Genomic DNA, 20,872 nt, shown 5'->3' on the forward strand with positions numbered 1-20,872 from the left:
TCCTAACCATATCGGTATTGTATTTGTATTTATTGCTAAAAAGTCTATAATTAATTTAACACAATTCTGTTGTGAGTTTTCTCCATGCCTATCGCCAAAATTGAAGTATGTCGTTATCGTCCGCCTGAGCAAGTCGCTGCGATGATAGACGCTGTTTATCAGGCGCAACGGGAGGCGCTGAAGGTCCCCACAGACGATAAACAAATACGCTATATTGAACATAAACCAGAGCATTGTCCCGTTCCACCAGGTAAAACAGAGAATTACACTTTCGTTGAGTTTTTATTGTTTCCTGGTCGCTCTTTAGAAGCCAAACGTCGCCTGTATCAAGGGATTGTTCAGCGTTTTGGCTTAATGGGGATTACGCCGTCTGACATCCTGATTGTGTTGCATGAACCGCCTTTAGAAAATTGGGGTATCCGTGGTTTACCCGCGTCCGAAGTAGACCTTGGCTTTAATTTGCATGTTTGAAAATGACGAGAGGCAAAAATGGAAATCATGTCTGAAAATGCGTTGCTCATTGTTGTCGTACTAGCGGTCATTGCAGGTATTTTTTTGCGATTTAAAGCCTATACTGGAAAAGACGGCGAACGTTACCGCAAAATGCAAATGCAAGGCCCTTTTGTCCCAACATCGGACAATAGTAAAAATCATCATACTGAATAAAATCGCGACCTTCGAACATGGGAAGAAAAATCGTGATCAAAATTTTGATGGCAATTTCTTTGATATGGTTAAGCGGATCGATTTTTGCGCAACAAAAGCCTCCTGTGAATAATGAGAATTGGGGTGTTTGTCCATTCGAATGTTGCACATACCGTGATTGGACAGCCCAGGAGGATATACCAGTACATCGTCGCCGTGATGATAAGTCAACGGTGATCTTTCATTTGCAACGCGATGAACAGGTGGCGGCATTGACGGGTGTTGTCGTGACAGAAAAACCTGCAATTATCACGATAAATAAAACGGTAGAAGATGGCTTTATCAAGGACAACGATACGCCACAACTCACTCTGCACGCGGGTGATATTGTCTATATGTTAACCCCTTTAGGTGAGGGCGTTTATTTGTTCTGGTATCAAGGAGAAATTTATCAAAGCGGCAATAGTCTGGCCGCTATGCCCGGCGTTGCTGGTAAAGAAGGTGTCATGACTTGGTGGAAGTTAGTGAGAAACAGTGCCGGAAAAATGGGTTGGACGCGTTCCAACAAATTTAAAAATGTTGATGCCTGTGGTTGATTAATGGGTTATTTTTTCAAGTAAAACGTAAAGAATCAAGGTGAAACATCGAAACAAATTTCAGTTGAAATTTCACTTACCTGATGCGGAGTAGGCATGACGGAACTATCGGTAACATCGTTTCCTGCTCAGTGACTGACATGCATGCTTAGATGTGCGATAACGAATTGCATATTAATGAATTGCTGTTTAATTAAGCAGAAAAAAAGATTAGGTGATTTCGTAAATAGTGTGTATATTGCGTCTTGTACTTGCATCAAGTCGTTATATTGTTGGTCCCAATTCCGCATGGCTGTATCCTCTGGCTGTTCTGTTTTTTCTCCTCCGGTTTTATTTCTTGGTTTCAAGTGCCTATAGGCATTCGGACAATTTCGTCTGTGCCAGATACTAAAAGGAAAATAACATGAGTACTCAAACAGGAATCGTAAAATGGTTCAATGATGCTAAAGGCTTCGGCTTTATCGCTCCAGATGCAGGCGGTGCAGATTTGTTCGCTCACTTTCAGGACATTCAATCAAACGGCTTCAAAAGCCTGAGCGAAAACCAGCGCGTTTCTTTCGAACGCACTTCTGGTCCTAAAGGCGACAAAGCAAGTAACATCCAGGTAATCGCGTAATTTTATTGCTCAACTGGCTGACTATTCCGCCGGAATTTGTTGAGAAGTAAAAACGTTTTTACAGGTTCGTTTTCTGTCGTATTGATGTCTGATTGTTCTGAAATACCGGCCTGATGCACTATGCAGATAGCATAGGCATCTGGTGAGCAATTTTCATCTTTGCGACAAACTTTCACATGTCACTAATGCGCTCTCACGCGGATTACTGATGCATCATCCATTCTCACCGGCCGGTGACACCACGCAGATAGCATGGGTTGTCGGAAAATGGTGTAATGGATGGCAGATGTTTCATCATGCATTCTTTTATCAAAGACTATTGAAATGATGTGCGCCATTGGCTGCATTGAATTCAACGAGGTTTTGCTCTGATGGATTTGTGAAAGTTGACATTCGTTTTAACTCTGTCATCTGCAATAAGCTGACACAGACAGGAATAGGCGACTCACCCCGCAAGCACCGCGCAGATAGCACGGGCATTGCTCTAGTTAGTGACACCACGCAGATAGCATGGGTTGGTAACGAGTCGTTGCAATGAATGTATCGCCCACCAATGTTCTTTGGTGGGCTTTTTTATTTCCGTTTGCTCACCATGACTAATGGTGCGGTTATGATTTGCCAGCGACACGTTGCAGGTAACGTACTAATACCTTGATCTCTTCTTCGCTTAAGCCTTTGATAGCAGGCATCTCCCCTTTACCATAACGTATCGCATTTTCTATCGTCTTGGCGTCAGGCTGTAAGCTATCCATATCTGGGCCACTTTCGGCCATCGAATCTGCATGTTTCAGGCTATGACAAAATGCACAGGCAGGTACCGCCTTTTCTGTGAATAATTTTTTCCCTTGCTCATCATCTGTTTGGGCGAAAGCAAAGGTGCTGGTCAGCGTTATGCTAAGCAGCAATAATCCAGAAGTAAAAAAGATTTTTTGCATGATGTCGTCACCGTGTTGATATGGGAAAACTGGGTTTACTGTAAAAAAATATTTACTGCTGCGAGCGTCACGACGGGATTTTCTTCCTGTGGAACATGGCCTAATTCATCAAACATGATTAACTTACTGCCGACGATATCCTGATGAAACAAGGTCGCATTCTCAGGTGGAATTAATTTATCTTTGCCGCCCCATAAAATCAGCGTCGGCATCTGAATGCGCTTAATGAGGTTGTCATCGCCACCGCTATTAAGTTGTTTCATACGAATGCCGAGCGCCTGGCGATTACCCGCACGTAAGGTCATTGCTTCATAACGGTCAACTAAAGCGGCAGTGACTTTCTCTGGATTGCCATAGACGTTTTTCACGCTTTCTTCCACCATCGAATGCGGCAGGCAATGCGTCATGAGCCAAGACATGGCTGGCATTTTTGCCAGTTTAAAACCTAAAGGTACAGAAAGTGGTGTGAAGGGATAGCCTGCGGCATCAATCAAAATTAACCGTTCGACTCTGTTTGGCGCAGCAACAGCTGTTTCCCAAGCGATTTCACCACCCAACGAGTTGCCACCAATGACAGCCCGCTCTACGTGGAGTGTATCCATCAAATCCTGAATAAACTGGGTGTAAGTCGCGATGCTATAGTCGTTGGTTTGATTTGGTCCGGTTAAGCCAAAACCCGGAAGGTCCATCGTAATGACGCGATGCTGTTTTTTGAGTTCTTTTGCCCAAGCTTCCCACGTATGCAAACTTGACGAGGTACCATGAATTAATAGAACGGGCACAGGGTCTTCATGCCATCCTTCGTCACGGACATGGACCATTAATCCTTTCACATCGACAAATTGGGATGGTGGCGACGCCCATTGTTGTTTTAATTCATCCACACTTTTATCTGGTGCCCAGGTCAGAGCGAGCGAAATGAGAGCCATCCCACCCACTGCCGCTAGAGTGAAGGCGATAGCCAAGAGAATTTTTTTCTGAAAACTAAATGGTGCAGGTGTTGTTGACATGAAATTCACTTCATCAAATCGAAGTCGTGATTATAGAATGTGAAGCGTCTGATGACTGGAGATTTATCTTGTCCGTCAGTTGGTCATTGCTGGTAACTGCTTGTCATTGGTTATTTTACCCACACCTTACAATGCGTTACAAGCCGAATTTAAGGTACGTCATCCAATCACACCTGTTTACCGTTATTGACTTACCTGATCACTTTTATATCAGCCCGTGTTGACTTTCTCTGAGGCTGCGCGATCATATCGCTCCCAACTATGATGGAATATGTATGAAAAAATTAGCTTTGTTGGCGGTTGCCGGATTGAGTGGTTGCGTTGTTCAGGTTCCACCTGAAAGACGCTATGTACAGGCGCCTTCAGGAGGCGTCTATCAGCCTGCTTCGTCAAGTCAGGGATATTATTCAGATAATAATGCGCAACAGGATCAAGTTGTGAGTGCGTATGTTGAGCCGCCCTTGATGCAACCAGAGCCTGTGCTGGTGCAATGGGCACCACCACCAATGCTTGTTGAAGCGCCACCTCCACAGCCCTATGAGGCCGCTGTCTGGACTGGCGGTTACTGGGTATGGGAAGGTAACTGGATCTGGGCACATGGACGTTGGTCGGCACCGCCACAATATGGCTACACGTGGGTTCAACCATACTATGAAAACCGCGGTGGTGCGGTCGTGTTTGTGAATGGTTTTTGGGCTGCTCCTGGGATTCACTTCGTTCAACCATCGTACCAATTGCATCTGACTTTTGCTGCTGTCAACCGAGGCGTCATTGCTGGCCCACGTCCTATCGGTCCAGAAGGTGTTTTTGTTCCTCCGCCACCGGGTTCTGTTCGAGGTTTAATTGTGCCTGCACCGATCGGCACCTCGCCAGCCGTAGTGACTGGTGCACCACCAATAGTGCGCGGTGGGATGCGCGTTCACATCGAGAATAATAGTCACAATACAACGGTCATCAATAATGTGAGCAATCATGTCACGCTCATTGCTCCACCAGGCACGACCGCCAATGGTCAGGCGGTAAACAAATCAGTTCCGGCACAAGCACAACTCGCAGCGCAAATGACACCCGTAGTCAGAGCCATGGCACCGGAACCAGTTTCTAACAGACCGATCCCTGCTTACACACCAGGCCGCGCCCCCATAGCGTTGCCAGCACCGCAACCTGTGCATTTCAACAACCAGGCTGGACCTGGGCAAGGGCAACAGCAGATACAACCGCATCAGCCGCAATATGGCCAAGGGCAACAGCAGGCACAACCGCAGTCGCAGCCTCAGCCTCAGCCTCAGCCAGGAGCGCATGTGAGCGCGATCCCGGTACAGCAACGTCAAACCATGCCTGTATCGCAAGATCGCTTCTTGTCGCAACCGCAAGAATATAGCGGACCAGCGCCACGTCGTGCACCAGAGAATGCTCAGCCACAGCAGCAATCGCCGCAGCAGCAGCCACAATATAACCAACCGATAAATCAGCTGAAGCACATTGAATCAACACCCGTTATGCCTGTGCAACGACCTGTGAATGTTCCTAATGTTCAGGAAACCAGACCGGTGCAAAACAATCAGGCAAATGACATGCGGATGCGTGAGGAAATGGAAAGAAAATCGGTGCCCGTACAGCGCATTGAACAACGCTCAGAACAACGCGGTCAAGGTAAAGAAAAAGACGAAAAATTAAAAGGACGTGAACAAGAACGTTGATTAATGAGTATTAACATAGACCTTGCATAAAAAAATGGCGCCTCGTGCTCCATTTTTTTATTGTTGATAAATTATTTCGAGGGTGATTTTTCTGGGAACTTTGATGCATCGTTGCCAACTGCCGCCTTTGATTTTCCGTTACCTAATTTTTTAATCCGTACCGCTTTACCTTTTGACTTACAAGGATATTCTGACCACGCGGTGTGACCGTTTTCTTCGCACTTAAACACGGCTGACTGAGCCAAGCTGGTCAATGGTGTCAGCAAAGAGAGGGCGCAAGTCAGGATGATTTTTCTAATCATAATAATTGTATAATTGAGTACAAAGGGGCCAGCGATAGGTGTCGCGGCCTACATGCGCAAGCTTGCCTGATCATAACATGCACGACAAAGTGAACCGCACTTAAAAATAAAAACCCGAAGCAGACTGCCTTCGGGTTTTATTCGAGACCTGTGGAGATGATGCGATCTCCAGACAGACATTTACATCAGATTGAGCCGTTTTGCTTGCTCAGTTAATTCTGCCCTGAAATCAGGATGCGCAATAGCGATCATTTCTTTGGCGCGCTGCTTTGCAGATTTACCGCGTAACTGCGCTACACCAAATTCTGTTACCACAAAATTGATATCGTTTTTGGTCGTCGTGACATGCGTACCCGGACTAAGTGTTGGCACGATGCGGGTAATCGTATCGTCTTTCGCCGTCGATGGTAAAACAATAAATGCTTTTCCATCTTTAGAGCGGTTTGCCGCACGCACAAAATCAACCTGACCACCGGTTCCTGAATACGGCAGATGAGCCAGACTTTCTGAACCACACTGACCCAATAAGTCAATTTGTAAGGTCGCATTAATGGCGACTAATTTATCGTTTTTAGCAGCTAGATAAGGATCGTTCGTAAAGTCGACCGGATGCATTTCCATCATCGGATTACGGTGTAAAAACTGATAAAGTTTTTTTGATCCTAAGGCAAAGGTCGCAACCATTTTCCCTGGCAAATAATTCTTTTTCTTGTTCGTGACCGCACCGCTTTCTACCAATGTCAGAATGCCGTCGCCAATCATTTCAGTATGAATACCAAGATCATGTTTGCTGGTGAGTTGCATCACCACCGCATCAGGAATACCGCCGTAACCGATTTGCAATGTAGAGCCGTCTTCAATCATGTCTGCCACATACTTACCAATGGCTTGCTGAACCGGACCGATCTTTGGTAAGCCAACTTCTGTCACAGCGTCAGTACTCTCGGTAATGGCTGCGACCTGAGACACATGAATCCTGCAATCACCAAAACAATACGGTACGTTTGGATTGACTTCCAGCACAATCGCCCGCGCTTTGGCAATGGCGGCCATCGTATAATCGGCGGCCAGACTTAAGGAGAAATAACCATCTTCATCCATCGGTGACGCAATCGACAATACCACGTCAGAACGGATATAACCACGTTCGATCAGCATCGGCATTTCTGAGAAATAACTCGGAATAAAATCGATGATGCCGGCTTGCCCACCCGCGCGTGATGCGGCGCCAAAGAAGAAGGCTTCATGACGCACGTGTGCTGTTGTCTCTGGATCGAAGTAGCCGTATTTTTTCACAGCCAGAATTTGAGAAATCTTCACATCATGGAATCGACGACGATGCTCAGACAAGGCTGTCAACAGGGCAGGAGGTTCACCGACACCGGTTGGCACGATAATGCTGTCACCATCTTTGACGAAAGAGAGCGCCTCTTCTGCAGAGCACAATTTTTGCTGATATACATCCTGAAATGCCATGTTGCACCACGCTTTCTATCTATGTCGAACTCATGGATGCCGCTTTAGCTGACGGACAACATTGCCATAGCGCGGTGCAGCATGAATTCTTTTTATATAAGGAGTCTCCATCCGCTACAAGTGCCCATGTCAATGCAGATACGCTAGTGCGCTATCCGATGACGCCGATGACCAGACCACGTTGATTGTGAGCCTGAGCCAACACTTGTAGACTTAGACCCTGATCATTCTCCTCAGACCTTACATGAACATGACATTGCGGCTTACACGCGACACTGATTATCATCAAATAGCAACTTGGATTGCCGATCGTGATACTTGGATGCGCTGGGCAGGGCCAAATTTGTCTTCGTGTTATCTAAGGACGATTCGACTGTTGGTGTGTTGATAACCAGTCACTGTTTCAATGAAGAGTGGACTACCAGATCTATACAAAACAATCATTAACCTATACCAATTTGCCATTGCTTTTAAAATAACATTTACTTTATGTTTTGGCAATATTTAGGTTATCTTCCCCTCGGTGACTGCTTACACTTCTGAATCCAATCCAGCACCAGCGTTGTCTCAGCAGATTTCAGAAAACCTCGGCATAATGAAAGGCTATTCCTTTTTATAACCCTTACCACTCACTGATTGAGGTCGCTATGATAGAAGTCCATCACCTGAAAGAATCCCGTTCCCGTCGTATTACCTGGATGCTGGAAGAATTAGCCTTAGACTACACCGTGATCAGCTACGACCGTGATGCAACAACCCGCTTGGCGCCACCAGAACTCAAGGCGATTCATTCGCTAGGTAAGGCACCGATACTTAAGGACAAAGAGCTGGTGTTGATTGAATCCGGAGCGATTCTGGAATATCTGGTGGCTGAATATGGTCAAGGTCAATTTGTACCAGCCAAAGGGAGTGCTGACTATTATCGCCACCTGCAATTGATGCATTACGCCGAAGGGTCAGCGATGTTACCGTTGTTGCTGAAGCTATACGTTAGCCGTCTGGGTGAAGCAGGTGCGCCATTACATCCACGGATCAACAGCGAACTGGCAAACCATCTCGGCTATCTGAATGCCGAGCTTGAGGGACGTGATTACTTTGTCGGCGATACGCTGACGGCGGCTGATGTGCAGTTGTCATTTGTTGCGCAGATGGGCGTGCGCAATGCCGGACGCACAGTGTTCCCGAATCTGACACGTTTTGTAGATATGATCGAAGCACGTCCTGCTTATCAACGCGCGGTGCAAAAAAATGGCGAGTGATATTCACTCGCCTCATTGATGCATCGTTTTAAGATCACGACATCGTTATAGCGACTGGCGGCGGTATGCGCACCACGCCAGCGTCGCCCATGACAGTAAAAATGCGAGACCACCAATTGGTGTAATCGCACCTAGCCAGGTGATCCCTGTCAGCGCTAGTGCGTACAAGCTGCCGCTGAAAATAACGATGCCTGACAGCATCAACATACCTGATCGACGCAGCAACGTGGCGTCGCTCCATTGTGCCATCAGGATGCCAATTCCAAACAGCCCCAGCGCATGCGCCATTTGATAATGCGCCGCCGTTTGCCACACCGCCAGTAGTTCTGCGCTTAACATCGCTTTCAACCCATGTGCACCAAAAGCGCCTGCCGCGACAGCGAGTAGCATATTGATTGCTGCAACGGTAATGCAAGTAGATTGCTTCATAGCACCTCAGCCTGAGTAATTTTTGCCGGACCATTGGTGATCAGGCGACGCATGAATGGAATTAATACAAATAAGATGATACCGACGGCGACGCTGCCCCAGCCCAACATGCCAAAGACATGACTATATGTCGGATTTGTCGTCACTGGGGTGCCATCTGCTGCTTCAGGCACCATGCCAGAAAAATCACTCGATAAGATCGATGCTATCCCAGTTGCCAGCATCCACGTACCCATCATCACACCTTGATATTTTGCAGGGGCAAGACGGCCAATCATCGCATAACCCAATGGCGATATCAGCAGCTCAGCGATACTCTGAAATACGTAGCTAATAAAAATCCACTTAAACGCCACCATGCCGTTTTCTGGCGCCACCATGATGCCCAGTGGCAGTACCAGAAAACCAATACCGATTAGCACTAACGATGTTGCAAATTGTAGTGAGACGTCGATGTTCCAGCCTTTGGCGCGCAACTGCTTAAACCACATTGCCATTAATGGACCGCCAAAAACAATCACAAAGGTATTGATGTTCTGAATCCATTGCGGTGCAATTTCAATACCCATGACCATACGGTCAACATTACTCACCGTAAATAACTGCAAACCGGTCGGGGCCATCTGGTACAAAGTCCAGAATACGACAGAACCCAGCGTGAACACCAGATACGCCGACATATTGCGACGTTCGCGCAGGTCCGGATGGATGACTGTCAGGTAAATCAAAACCACTGCAACCAGACCACCAATCGCTAGAATAATCTGTGCCGTTGATTCTGCCTGATGTAGCATATAAAACACGACCGGCACCAGACCAAACAAAACGCTCAATCCCACCAGCATTTTTTTCTTGAACTCAGATGGCGTGGATAAGGACAAGGGAGTATCGCGATCTTTCAGGGTCTTCCAGTTAAAGGCTGCAAGAACGATAGAAACAAAATTACCGATCGTCGCAAAAATGAACAGGCTGGAATAGTCCTCCTGTAACTGGTAATAACCTGCTGCAGTAAAGCCGATAAAAAATCCAAGATTCATCCCCGCATAGTTCCACAAGAAAGCGCCTTCGCGACGGTTATCTTCTGGAGTGAAACGTTGTGTCAGCATCATATTGATACACGTGACATTGAGGCCACTTCCAGTTAAGAACAGCGCCAGTCCCCAATATAGTTGGATTACTGTTCCGCCAGAGATACAAGCGCAACCCAACACTTGTAACACCATGCCGCCAACAAATAAATTCCGATTGCTAATAAAGCGTCCACCGAGGTAACCACCGAACAAATGCAAGCCGTAATTGAAAGCGCCAAATACGCCCATCATCGCCGTCGCTTCTTTGACGCTGAAATTGAGTTTGTTGGTCGCGTATAAGACTAAGGTCGAATACAAAATGGCATAACCCAGTGTCGCAAAAATTTGTATAAAAAATAAGGCAGCAGAACCTTCTGGTATGCCTGATAGTTTTTGTTTAATGATGGACAAAATTGACTCCTGTTTGTTTGGCGAGCATTGTAAAGCAGAGCTTCGTCTGGCATGTGGTATTTGTACTGTGCGTTGCGACATCACGAATAAGATTCAAAAAAATCAGAAATGACCGAACAAAGGGCGATGTTTTTAGGAGAAAACTGATTTTTTTTATTTTCATTTTTCTCCTTTTTGAAATCAAGAGAAATGAATAGAAATAAATCATAAAGAAGCCCCTGCTAAGTTACAGCATAGAATTTCATCAATTTAGCATTAGCGCGATTCGCTTATTGCCGCGCAAGCAAGCACCTTGATGCTCTGCACCATTGGATAGATAGTGCAACCCAGCCTCTTAGCCTGGGTATAGGAAATGAAAATGTCCTCTCCCCAAGTAAACACCAACCCCTAGTTGTAACGAGTGGAAACTAAAAATCAAAGATGTAATTCTGTTTGATTTCGATATTTTTCCGTACATACAATGCAATAGAACTTAGCCGACTGAGTGACGTACTTAGGTAATCGTTTTTCAAGATTCAATAAGGTGGCTAAGCGCCTCTGCATTCATTGGTCAAGGTGTGACCAATGTGATGCCTGCAGCTAAATCAGTCGTAGTTGATTACAACCTCATTGTTTGCCTCGTCGTTTCCCTTGAAGACGAAGTATCCAGTGCAACAGGTTGTGTCTTCAATGTAAGAAGATGATAAGAGGTGATCAAAAACAGAGCTGGCGTTAGTTAGTAATTCAACTTTATCAAATGATGTTGGTCCTGAACTAAAAGGGACTGTCTTCAACCCTGATTATTTTTTTTAGTATTAAAAAGAAGGAGGGAATATGAATGAAGTATTTGAGCTGATGGCTGTTGAGAAATTGGTACCTCATGAAAATATCAATCATGATGCCGCCAATGAATTGCATCAGAAACTATTGCGTGACAATGCATGGACGGATCCCATTGTTGTGAGTCGTGAAGGGTTTGTCATTCTCGATGGACACCACCGCTTTGAAATCGCCAAGAGAATGCATCTGAAGTTTGTACCGGCTTACGTGGTCGATTATGACAGTGACAGTATCGAGCTCCGTCAATGGGGTACCGAGGATGATATGGATAAGCTCGCGGTATTAGCGGCTGCCAGAAACAAGACGATGTTTCCGCCAAAATCAACACAACACACGTTCCTCAAAGAACTGCAGCGTACTAACATTTGCCTGTCAGTTTTGCGTTAAACGATTGTCAGATAGTTCAATTAAAAAGCAAAGAAAATGAACTCTACATTGAAAAGCATACTTGCGTGTCTCGGTAATTCGCCTATCGTATCTATCGATAAAATTAATCAAATGTGCGGTACAAATGTGATCGTCAAACTTGAAAAAACGAATCCTGGCGGAAGCATCAAAGACCGCCCTGCGGTTTATATCATTGACTACGCGGAGAGAAACGGGCTTCTGTCTCCGGGAGGTACGATCATTGAATCATCATCAGGTAATTTTGGCATTAGTCTGGCAATGATTGGTGCTGCAAGGGGCTATCGCGTCATTATCTTGGTTGATCCGAAGGCAACCGCAACGAACATTGCATTGATGAAGGCGTATGGTGCTGAAGTCATTGTCGTTGATAAGAAAGATGATTCCGGCTCTTATCATAAAACCCGCATCCAGTTGGCAAACGAGCTTGCTACACAAATACCCAACGCATACCGTCCTGATCAATGTTTCAACGTTCTGAGCTGCTTCGCCCACAAGCATTCTACTGCGCAAGAGCTTCTTGAACAAACAGATGGGGGCATTGCTGGCGCGGTCGCTGCAGTGAGTACTGGTGGTCAGATTGGTGGGCTTGCTGAATATTTTTCTGAACAACCCAGAAAATACGTGCTTGCTGCTGTTGATGCCTACGGATCGACCATATTTGGTGGTGCTGCACATGCTTATAAAATCCCTGGCGTTGGTCTTAGCTGGACGCCGACAAATATCCCTGACGTCAATAAAATTGATTACATATACCGCGTCAAAGATGAAATGGCATATATCGCTGCCAGAGCGCTATGCCGAAATGAAGGGATATTGGTTGGCGTTTCTTCCGGCGCGGTATTGCTGGCGACACTCGCACTTTCTCGTCAATTAAAAAATAAACTTCCTTTGGTTGCAATTCTGGGAGATAGCGGCGAACGATACCTGCAGACCTTATTTAATGATGAGTGGCTACAAGAAAATGATATCTCTACTGATACTAGTCTTGAGTTACTCGACAGTTTGCTGAACGGCCTGGAATGCGAACAACAAAGCCCCTCGATCATGAGAAATGAAAAGCCAAATTTAATGAAAGAGCTTGGCGTCATGCCTTATACGATCACTGATTTCAGTGAATTGACCGAAATCCAATAAAAGTAAAACATAAAGTTAGCATCATGAAAAAAAATCTCGTTTTGGTAGAAACCCTTCACACTGGTTCTGGCTTAGAAATAATCAAAGCCGCTATCGCGCAACAAATTCATATTCACTTTTTAACGGCGGAAATAGATTGGCTTGAGAAAAACGTTCCCGATGAATTAAAGCGGTTGATGTCGATTATTCCAGTAGACTGGAATACAACAACCGTCAAAGATGAATTTATAAAATTGCGTAAAAGCGATGAGCAATTCATCCTATATACGCAGCGCGACGGTTACATTGAAGCCGTCTCTCGTGTCGCAGAAGAGTTTGGCTTGCCGTTTACCTCAGCCAAAGCAGTTCACATTGCCCGCAATAAGGATCTCGCGCGCGAGTTATTTCAGAATACTGAAATTGCTTCACCAAAATATATGCAAGCAGAAACGCTCGACGAGTTTTTCTCCGTTGTTCCGTTGATGACATTTCCATTTGTCGTCAAACCTGCTGGAGGTTCAGGCAGTAAAGACGTCGTCATCGTTTCTGATTCGACAGATCTTCCCTTCGCCGAATCTCTCTTGTCGGCATCGACGGGCGACCGTTTCTTAATTGAAGAATTCAAGGTCGGGCCCTTGGTTTCTGTGGAAACATTTTCCTGCGGTGGCGAGCATCATATTTTGGGGGTGACAAATCGACTGATGAGTCAGCAACCGTATTTTGTGGAGTTGGGCTATGCATTTCCGTGTCGCTACCAGGAAAAAATTAGAAAGCAGCTGGAAGTCGCAACCAGATTTATATTAGAGAAGCTGAACTATCGGTTTGGATTTTGTCATATTGAATTCGTCCTTGCAGAAGATGCGCCGTATTTGATCGAGATCAACCCTCGTCTTGGTGGACTCCAGTTAGGCAAGGTGATGTCATTGAGTTTTGGTGTCAATATCTATGACATTCTCATCAAAGCGCTATTTGATGAGTCGACATTCCCGACGTCACTTATCGCAAAGCAGGCTGCTGCTGGCTATGTCGTCTATGCGCCGAAACCCGGCATTATCAAAGAGATCAAAGGTATTGAGACCAGTAGTCAATACCCCTATGTCTATGAGATCTATCCAGGAATTCGTGTTGGCGATTACGCCAAACCGACCACGGACATGATGGGGTATGTGGCGCAAGTCATCGCCACAGGAGTGATGGCGGAGCAGGCCTTAGTCCATGCCCATTCAGCAGCGACAGCTATCATGATCGAGGTCGAATCTTCATAAAGCCATCAATATTAGACGATTCGATTTTACTTTCTACCCTTTCATCGGTGGTTATTGTCAGATAGAAAATAGGCATCACGTTTCAGATGATGCCTACACGCTAAGTTAGTGATTTACTCCTCCTTTATGTATAGATTTGATATGAATAGTCGACGCGTCGCGATATCCTCCATCACTTTTGTCTTTTCATTTGCCAATTTTTTGATTTTTTACAGTTACCCATTTATGTTGGGAGATCTCAACATATCGGGTGGGATCGCCGGCATCGTCGTTGGCTTTGCCAGTTGCTTTACGATGATCTTCCGGCTTGCATCCGGTATTTATATGGATAAAATCGGTGGGCGATATGTGATGACGACAGTCGCTGCAGTCTACATTGCGTCCTTCGCACTCTTGAACTCTCACATTTACCAGCTGGTGATTTTGGGACGTATTCTTATCGGCATCTCTCTTGGCATGCTGTCGACAATCTTAATGTTTCACAGTATCGCATCTGCACAGTCCAATGCACACAAAGGGCAGGGTATCGCGCTCTATACATTTTTCAGTATGCTCCCGACATGTCTGGCGCCCTATCTGTCACTTGAAATCTTGCACTACGATGGACCAGGGGCGATTGTTGTGGTCGCGATCACCTTGTCGTTCATCGGACTGGCGTTGGCTTTTTCAATCGAGAGTTCCTCCGCGAAAGTCGGCGGTCATGGTAATAATTCTCCTTTTTCTCTGCGTGATGTGGTTACTACCGTAGGAAGTCGCGACATCTGCATTGCACTTGGAAGTTTAGCTCTTCTTTACACTATTAGCGGGACGACGGTTTCCTTCTTGCCGGCGATGTTGGAATCGACAAATCAGCGCTACGCAGCACCATATTTTCTGACATTCTCGATTGCCATGCTTGTGCCGCGGTTGCTGTTAAAAGACCATATGCCTATTAGTGATGTATTTCCTGTGAAAGCATTTCTTGGCGCCGCAGCATGCGCGCTTTGTGGCGGTATGTTGAACTATTGGTTGCTATCCCATCCAGCTGTGTTAGTGGGCGCATTCTTGAACGGAGTGGCTCTCGGTTATATCTATCCGGCAATATCGGCATACGTTATTTGTCAGTGCGCTGACCATATCAAGGGGAGCATGGCCGCCATCACTTCCTGCTTCGCCGATGGCGGAGTAATTCTGGCTAATCTGACGTTGGGAGTGAGCGCGCTCTATTATCCAGGCAAGTTCATTTTGTTGTTTCCTATCGTATTTGCGGCAGGCGCTATGGCGCTATTCGTTCTTGCCTATTATTTTTCTGTAACAAAAAAATCAACCTCTTCTCTAATTGCGAGTTCTGTTCAATGAAGAATACTCTTGTTTTTCTTTCTGACTATGAAGCTGCTGAGGAATTCGAAGCAGTGTTCAACCTATTGAGACCACATGGTATCGAAGGAATTTTAGCTAAGCCAAAAGACGTCATTGTGGCGTCTGTGAATGGAGGCCAGCGCTTCTTTTTTAAAGGGCATACGCTCGCGCCAACACTCGTGATCGGCTATGCGTTTGAAGATGACCTTTTGCCTGGCATGCGATTGTTGACGCAGTTCCGCGAAGCGGGAGTTAAGGTGTTGAACGATGGTGAAACGCTCTATTGTGGCCAACACAAAGATGTCTCGTCGATGAGATTAAATGCATCGCCCGATATCCGACATATGCCCTACGTGATGTGTTCGGCAGAGTCGGTGCATTACATCATTGATGTCATTGGCTTTCCTTGTGTCGCCAAGCCAATCAACGGTGCATGCGGCTTAGGATTATATAAATTCGACGATGAAGTATCTTTTCGCGCATGGATGTCTACGCCAGTGGCAGCAGTAGGGGTGAATTCAGGGTCACATCGAGATTATTACATCCAGCCGTATATTGAAAAAAAGGATGGTGTTGATTACCGGATTGCCTGCATAGGACATCAGGCGGTATATGCCTACGAGCGACGTTCATCGAATGGTGGTTGGGTGACGAATCTCTCTTCAAATGGTCTTGGCAAGGTTGTTAGCTTGGATATTTTCGGTAACGAGGCGCTGATGATGGCAGAGTCGGCCAGTCGCGCTATTGGATCCCTGTTCTGCGGAGTTGATCTGGCGTTTGACATGCATAGACAACCCTTCATCATTGAAGCAAATACCTGTCCTGCTATTAAAATCAGTCGCTATATCCCGGGTGCCTGCGACGGACTAGAACGTGCATTTGCCACTTATCTGCTGGACAACCATCTGAATCAGATAATTGAATCAGATAACTGAGGAGGATAAACGATGACATTTCCGATTAGATGTATGTCAAAGCGACTCTTGTTCCGGCGCCCTGAGATGAGTGATGCGAGTGCGCTATTCCGTATATTTGGTGATCCTGCTACCAATCAATTCAATCCGGCAGGTCCTCTTGCCGACGAGACTGCTGCCGAGAAGCTGCTCGATAACGTGTTATCTCATTGGGAGGATTATGGCTTAGGTCCATGGGCGGTGTCGCTCAAGTCGAACGCCGATGAGATTATTGGTTTCGGTGGACTGTCTTATAAACAGTATGGCAATGTTGAACGGCTGAATCTAGGATTTCGCTTTGCCCCGTCCTCGTGGAACACTGGCATTGCCAGTGAACTGACGCAAACGGCATTATCTTTTGCGTTCATGCAGAAGAACATACCGTTAGTCTTAGGTTTGACCCGCCCACAAAATTTGCCTGCACGGTCTATTTTGGAAAAAAATGGTATGGAAAAATGTGGCACATTGAACGATGTACCGGGTGAACCAGAAAGTATTATTTATATGATCACCAAGCTAACATGGGAGGAAAAAAATCTTTGCCTTAGCTGAAAAAATGATCAACATATCCTTCTGTTTTTGTACCCTTTCGCCATATGGGGAAGATGCGTAGAGACATAGGGTGTTCGCTTTTTCTATCAAAAAAAATGACCAGACTAAGCTGGTCATTTTCTATTGGAGCGCGATCTGCTTACGCTACTTTTTGTGGTGCCTTTGCAGTATTAAATTCCGCAATCAGATTCGCTTCTTTATTTTTTGCTGCGACTAGATGACGCTCTTTGACATGACCGTAACCACGGATGTCTTCAGGAATACATGCAACCGCGACCGCTTTGGCTACATTATCCGCGGTCAACAACGGCAGTAATTTGCTGATAGTTTGCTTGTACTCGACAGGTAAAGCACGTTCCATGCGACGTTCTTCGGTATAACCAAAGATATCCAGAGCGCTACCACGCAAGGACTTCATGCTGGCGAGTACGCCAAATGCTTTCATCATCCATGGGCCAAATTGTTGCTTAATCAGGTGACCTTGCTGGTCCTTTTTTGCAAACAATGGTGGTGCCAGATGGAAGTTGATGGCGTAATCACCTTCAAACATGTCCGCAATTTTTTTCTGGAATTTACCGTTGGTATAGAGACGAGCGACTTCGTACTCATCCTTATAGGCCATCAGTTTGAACAGGTATTTCGCGACCGCTTCTGTCAAACGCAAAGGCTTGCCATTGGCGACGTTAGTTTCTGCCGCTTTGACCTGCTCCACAAAATCAGCGTATTGCTGCGCATAGGAGACGTTTTGATAGTCTGTCAGGAATGCAATACGATGATTGATTGTGTCTTCCAGAGTTGGTGCGCGTTTTAATTCAACGACTTGTGCTGGTGTGATCAGACGTTTTACTGCGATCAAATCATGCGCTGCCAAACGGCCCCAGTTGAACGCTTGTTTATTGAAATCAATCGATACTGCATTGAGTTCAATCGCGCGAGTCAGTGCCGCCAGTTCCAGCGGTACCCAGGCTTTTTGCCATGCATAACCGAGGATGAACATATTGGTGGCAATATTGTCTCCCATCAGCGCAGTTGCAATCGATGCTGCATCAATCATATCAACGCGGTCGGCACCACAGGCTTTACGGATATCCTGTTCAGCAGATTCGCCTGGGAATTGCCAGTTCGGGTTTTTGATAAAGGTGGATGTTGGCGTACCGTTGGCGTTAATCGCAGCAAATGTACGGCCTTCACCCATGCGTGACAGCGCATCTTTACCTGCGGTCACGATCAGATCGCAACCAATCACCAGATCCGCCATCCCAGTGCCCACACGGGTGGACTGGATGTCTTCTACTTTGTCAGCCAGACGAACATGCGACATCACCGCGCCGCCTTTTTGTGCTAGACCTGTCATGTCCAGTACGGAGCATGCTTTGCCTTGCAAGTGAGCAGCCATCGCCATGATCTGACCGATCGTGATGACGCCTGTACCGCCGACACCTGTCACCAGCACACCGAAAGGTACTTCGGTTTTTGGCAATGCAGGGTATGGCAGCGCGTTCACGTCTAGCGCATTGCCTGGTTCAATCTTTGTTTTTGCTGGTTTTTTGAGTTTGCCGCCTTCTACGGTAACAAAACTTGGGCAGAAACCAGTCACGCAAGAGAAATCCTTGTTGCAAGAGGATTGGTTAATCTGACGCTTACGGCCTAATTCGGTTTCTAACGGTTCGACAGAAAGGCAGTTCGATTGCACGGAGCAGTCACCACAACCTTCACACACTGCTTCATTGATCACTGCACGTTTGGCAGGATCGGGAAAGCCAGGTTTACCGTTCTTGTCGATTTTTTTCCGGCGACGACGTTTTTCTGAAGCACAGGTCTGGTCGTAAATCATCGCCGACACCCCTTTGCACTCGCGCAATTCGCGTTGTACCGCATCGAGTTCAGAACGATGACGCACGGTCACGCCTGGCGCCCAAGGGTAGCCAGCAGGATATTTTTCTGGTTCGTCTGTGACGACAATAATCGGGTTGACACCTTCGGCGGCGATCTGGCGCGAAATCATGCCAGGGTCGAGCGGGCCGTCGAATTCTTGACCACCGGTCATCGCTACGGCGTCGTTGAACAGAATCTTGTAGGTGATATTGACGTCGCCGGAAACGGCAGCGCGGATCGCCAGCAAACCGGAGTGGTAATACGTACCGTCACCGAGGTTGCAGAAGACGTGTTTTTCGTTGGTGAATGGGGCCGCACCAACCCAGGTCACACCCTCGCCACCCATGTGGGTGAAGGTCGAGGTTTCGCGGTCCATCCAAGTCACCATGTAATGGCAACCGATACCGGCCAGCGCACGGCTGCCTGCAGGTACTTTGGTGGACGTGTTATGTGGACAACCGGAACAGAAATGCGGTACACGGTCTTTGTTGGCATCCGGTTTGCCAACGGTGTTGAGCATTTGCTCTTTGGCTTCGAGGTACGCAACACGTTGCTGTACGCGTTGCTCAACTGGATGACCAGCAAAGTAGCGCGTAATACGTGAGGCAATCGCGCGGGCGATCTGCGCTGGGCTCAGTTCATAGGTTGCTGGCAGCAACCATTCGCCGTGACCGGAACCATGCAGATTGCTCCATTCGCCGGAATCATCGAACTTACCAACAACGCGCGGACGGACGCTGTCTTCCCAGTTATACAATTCTTCTTTGAGCGCGTATTCTAGGATCTGACGTTTTTCTTCAACGACCAGAATTTCTTCGAGGCCTGTCGCAAATTCGCGCACGCCTTCTGATTCTAATGGCCATGTCATACCGATCTTGTACAGACGGATACCGATTTCTTTGGCGACCTGCTCGTCGATCCCTAAATCAGCCAGTGCCTGGCGCGTATCGAGGTAGGATTTACCAGCAGTGATAATACCGATCTTTGCATCTGGACTATCCCAGATGATCTGATTGAGTTTATTGGCACGCGCATAGGCCAGCGCTGCGTACCATTTGTAGTTGTTCATCCGCGTTTCTTGCGCCAGTACAGGGTCTGGTGTACGGATGTTGACGCCATCGGCTGGCAAGACAAATTCTGTCGGAAGAATTGGTTTGACGCGGTCTGGATCAATATCAACTACCGCGCCGGATTCAACGATATCGGTCACGCATTTCATGGATACCCACAAGCCGGTGTAGCGTGACAACGCGATACCGTGCAGACCGTAATCGAGATATTCTTGCACGGTCGACGGATACAAGACTGGGATACCGCAAGCTTTTAAAATATGTTCACTTTGATGAGCGGCAGTGGATGATTTTGCAGCGTGATCATCACCGGCAACGACCAGTACACCGCCATGCTTGGACGTACCCGCCAGATTGGCATGTTTGAATACGTCACCACAACGATCAACACCAGGGCCTTTGCCGTACCACATCGCAAATACACCATCGTATTTCGCACCAGGGAACATGTTCACCTGTTGCGTTCCCCATACAGATGTCGCTGCCAGATCCTCATTCACACCAGGATGAAATTTAACGTGATACTTAGATAAATGCTTTTTTGCTTTGGCGGCAGTCAAATCAACGTTGCCGAGCGGTGAACCGCGGTAGCCACTGATGAATCCGGCGGTATTTAAGCCCGCTTTTTCATCTGCCTGACGCTGCAACATCATCAGGCGTATCAGTGCTTGTGTGCCGGTCATAAAAGCACGACCGCGTTCCAGCGTGTATTTGTCGTCCAAGGTAATGGTGTTGTCGATCAGCGCCTGCTGCTCGGGTGTGAGGGGTGCGTTCATGGGGTCTCCGTGCTCTTATATTTTCATGCTGTGATGGATTGTCACAACAAAACAGAATCACCTTGTGGGTGCATCATATACTTTAATTTATGGCCGCACATTAACATGCTGTATTGCCTGCCCCAATGGACAGTGCATCACAAAAATACCAGTACAGTATGAATGACACTTTGCCAAAGTGTATTGGTGTTATTTCAGTGGTATCGTTGTGTGCAGGGCTGTAGTAAAAAGGTTGCGGAAACACAACTTGCATT

The 20,872-nt window shown here is 46.7% G+C and carries 20 protein-coding genes; 13 read left to right on the forward strand and 7 right to left on the reverse strand.

What is annotated here, in order from left to right:
* The first annotated feature begins 84 nt into the window (after positions 1-84).
* The 4 genes from ACO0KV_RS06820 to ACO0KV_RS06835 all read left to right on the forward strand — a co-directional run bounded on the left by ACO0KV_RS06820 (position 85) and on the right by ACO0KV_RS06835 (position 1,857).
* Positions 85-471 carry a tautomerase family protein gene (locus ACO0KV_RS06820; protein WP_423041211.1) on the forward strand — a complete coding sequence of 129 codons (387 nt, stop codon included), beginning with the start codon at positions 85-87 and terminating at the stop codon, positions 469-471.
* Positions 472-489: 18 nt separating this feature from the next.
* Positions 490-666, forward strand: a complete 177-nt coding sequence (locus tag ACO0KV_RS06825; protein WP_423041213.1) for a hypothetical protein — start codon at positions 490-492, stop codon at positions 664-666.
* 32 nt (positions 667-698) lie between these two features.
* On the forward strand, positions 699-1,241 hold the full coding sequence (locus ACO0KV_RS06830) for a hypothetical protein (protein WP_423041215.1): 543 nt from the start codon (positions 699-701) through the stop codon (positions 1,239-1,241).
* Between the two features lie 403 nt (positions 1,242-1,644).
* Positions 1,645-1,857, forward strand: a complete 213-nt coding sequence (locus tag ACO0KV_RS06835) for a cold-shock protein (RefSeq protein WP_186912779.1) — start codon at positions 1,645-1,647, stop codon at positions 1,855-1,857.
* Positions 1,858-2,465: 608 nt separating this feature from the next.
* Here ACO0KV_RS06835 and ACO0KV_RS06840 read toward each other — a convergent pair.
* On the reverse strand, positions 2,466-2,792 hold the full coding sequence (locus ACO0KV_RS06840) for a c-type cytochrome (RefSeq protein WP_423041217.1): 327 nt from the start codon (positions 2,790-2,792) through the stop codon (positions 2,466-2,468).
* Positions 2,793-2,827: 35 nt separating this feature from the next.
* Positions 2,828-3,802, reverse strand: coding sequence for an alpha/beta fold hydrolase (locus ACO0KV_RS06845; protein WP_423041219.1), 975 nt, complete (start codon positions 3,800-3,802; stop codon positions 2,828-2,830).
* A gap of 275 nt (positions 3,803-4,077) precedes the next feature.
* Here ACO0KV_RS06845 and ACO0KV_RS06850 point away from each other — a divergent pair, with 275 nt between their 5' ends.
* Positions 4,078-5,502, forward strand: a complete 1,425-nt coding sequence (locus tag ACO0KV_RS06850) for a hypothetical protein (RefSeq protein ID WP_423041221.1) — start codon at positions 4,078-4,080, stop codon at positions 5,500-5,502.
* A 71-nt stretch (positions 5,503-5,573) separates the two neighbouring features.
* On the opposite strand, the gene ACO0KV_RS06855 is transcribed toward ACO0KV_RS06850, so the two are convergent.
* On the reverse strand, positions 5,574-5,804 hold the full coding sequence (locus ACO0KV_RS06855) for a hypothetical protein (RefSeq protein ID WP_423041223.1): 231 nt from the start codon (positions 5,802-5,804) through the stop codon (positions 5,574-5,576).
* Positions 5,805-5,984: 180 nt separating this feature from the next.
* Positions 5,985-7,280, reverse strand: coding sequence for an acetyl-CoA hydrolase/transferase family protein (locus tag ACO0KV_RS06860; RefSeq protein ID WP_423041225.1), 1,296 nt, complete (start codon positions 7,278-7,280; stop codon positions 5,985-5,987).
* Here ACO0KV_RS06860 and ACO0KV_RS06865 point away from each other — a divergent pair.
* Complete coding sequence (locus ACO0KV_RS06865) at positions 7,274-7,465, forward strand: hypothetical protein (protein WP_423041227.1); 192 nt, start codon at positions 7,274-7,276, stop codon at positions 7,463-7,465. The two genes, ACO0KV_RS06860 and ACO0KV_RS06865, sit on opposite strands and share 7 nt — an antisense overlap.
* Positions 7,466-7,927: 462 nt before the next feature.
* Positions 7,928-8,539 carry a glutathione S-transferase family protein gene (locus ACO0KV_RS06870; RefSeq protein ID WP_423041229.1) on the forward strand — a complete coding sequence of 204 codons (612 nt, stop codon included), beginning with the start codon at positions 7,928-7,930 and terminating at the stop codon, positions 8,537-8,539.
* A gap of 45 nt (positions 8,540-8,584) precedes the next feature.
* Here the strand turns inward: ACO0KV_RS06870 and ACO0KV_RS06875 are convergent, their stop codons facing one another.
* Together ACO0KV_RS06875 and ACO0KV_RS06880 are read right to left on the reverse strand one after the other, a co-directional pair.
* Complete coding sequence (locus tag ACO0KV_RS06875) at positions 8,585-8,968, reverse strand: DUF423 domain-containing protein (protein WP_423041231.1); 384 nt, start codon at positions 8,966-8,968, stop codon at positions 8,585-8,587.
* Complete coding sequence (locus tag ACO0KV_RS06880; RefSeq protein ID WP_423041233.1) at positions 8,965-10,449, reverse strand: peptide MFS transporter; 1,485 nt, start codon at positions 10,447-10,449, stop codon at positions 8,965-8,967. Before ACO0KV_RS06880 ends, ACO0KV_RS06875 begins: the two co-directional genes overlap by 4 nt.
* Positions 10,450-11,262: 813 nt before the next feature.
* Here ACO0KV_RS06880 and ACO0KV_RS06885 point away from each other — a divergent pair.
* The 6 genes from ACO0KV_RS06885 (at position 11,263) to ACO0KV_RS06910 (ending at position 16,897) form a co-directional block, all read left to right on the forward strand.
* Positions 11,263-11,655, forward strand: a complete 393-nt coding sequence (locus tag ACO0KV_RS06885; RefSeq protein WP_423041235.1) for a ParB N-terminal domain-containing protein — start codon at positions 11,263-11,265, stop codon at positions 11,653-11,655.
* A gap of 36 nt (positions 11,656-11,691) precedes the next feature.
* Entirely contained in the window at positions 11,692-12,810 is a 1,119-nt protein-coding gene (locus ACO0KV_RS06890) for a cysteine synthase family protein (RefSeq protein ID WP_423041237.1), read from the forward strand.
* A 23-nt stretch (positions 12,811-12,833) separates the two neighbouring features.
* The gene (locus ACO0KV_RS06895) at positions 12,834-14,054 is read left to right on the forward strand and encodes an ATP-grasp domain-containing protein (protein ID WP_423041239.1); all 1,221 of its coding nucleotides are present in this window, start codon (positions 12,834-12,836) and stop codon (positions 14,052-14,054) included.
* Positions 14,055-14,195: 141 nt separating this feature from the next.
* Complete coding sequence (locus ACO0KV_RS06900) at positions 14,196-15,392, forward strand: MFS transporter (protein WP_423041241.1); 1,197 nt, start codon at positions 14,196-14,198, stop codon at positions 15,390-15,392.
* Positions 15,389-16,327, forward strand: coding sequence for an ATP-grasp domain-containing protein (locus ACO0KV_RS06905; protein WP_423041243.1), 939 nt, complete (start codon positions 15,389-15,391; stop codon positions 16,325-16,327). Before ACO0KV_RS06900 ends, ACO0KV_RS06905 begins: the two co-directional genes overlap by 4 nt.
* A gap of 33 nt (positions 16,328-16,360) precedes the next feature.
* Positions 16,361-16,897, forward strand: coding sequence for a GNAT family N-acetyltransferase (locus ACO0KV_RS06910; RefSeq protein WP_423041245.1), 537 nt, complete (start codon positions 16,361-16,363; stop codon positions 16,895-16,897).
* A gap of 139 nt (positions 16,898-17,036) precedes the next feature.
* Here ACO0KV_RS06910 and ACO0KV_RS06915 read toward each other — a convergent pair whose 3' ends face one another.
* The gene (locus tag ACO0KV_RS06915; protein ID WP_423041247.1) at positions 17,037-20,618 is read right to left on the reverse strand and encodes an indolepyruvate ferredoxin oxidoreductase family protein; all 3,582 of its coding nucleotides are present in this window, start codon (positions 20,616-20,618) and stop codon (positions 17,037-17,039) included.
* Positions 20,619-20,872: the final 254 nt, after the last annotated feature.

The sequence above is a fragment of the Undibacterium sp. RuRC25W genome (assembly GCF_049339825.1).
In the GTDB taxonomy this organism is placed as follows: Bacteria; Pseudomonadota; Gammaproteobacteria; order Burkholderiales; family Burkholderiaceae_D; genus Undibacterium.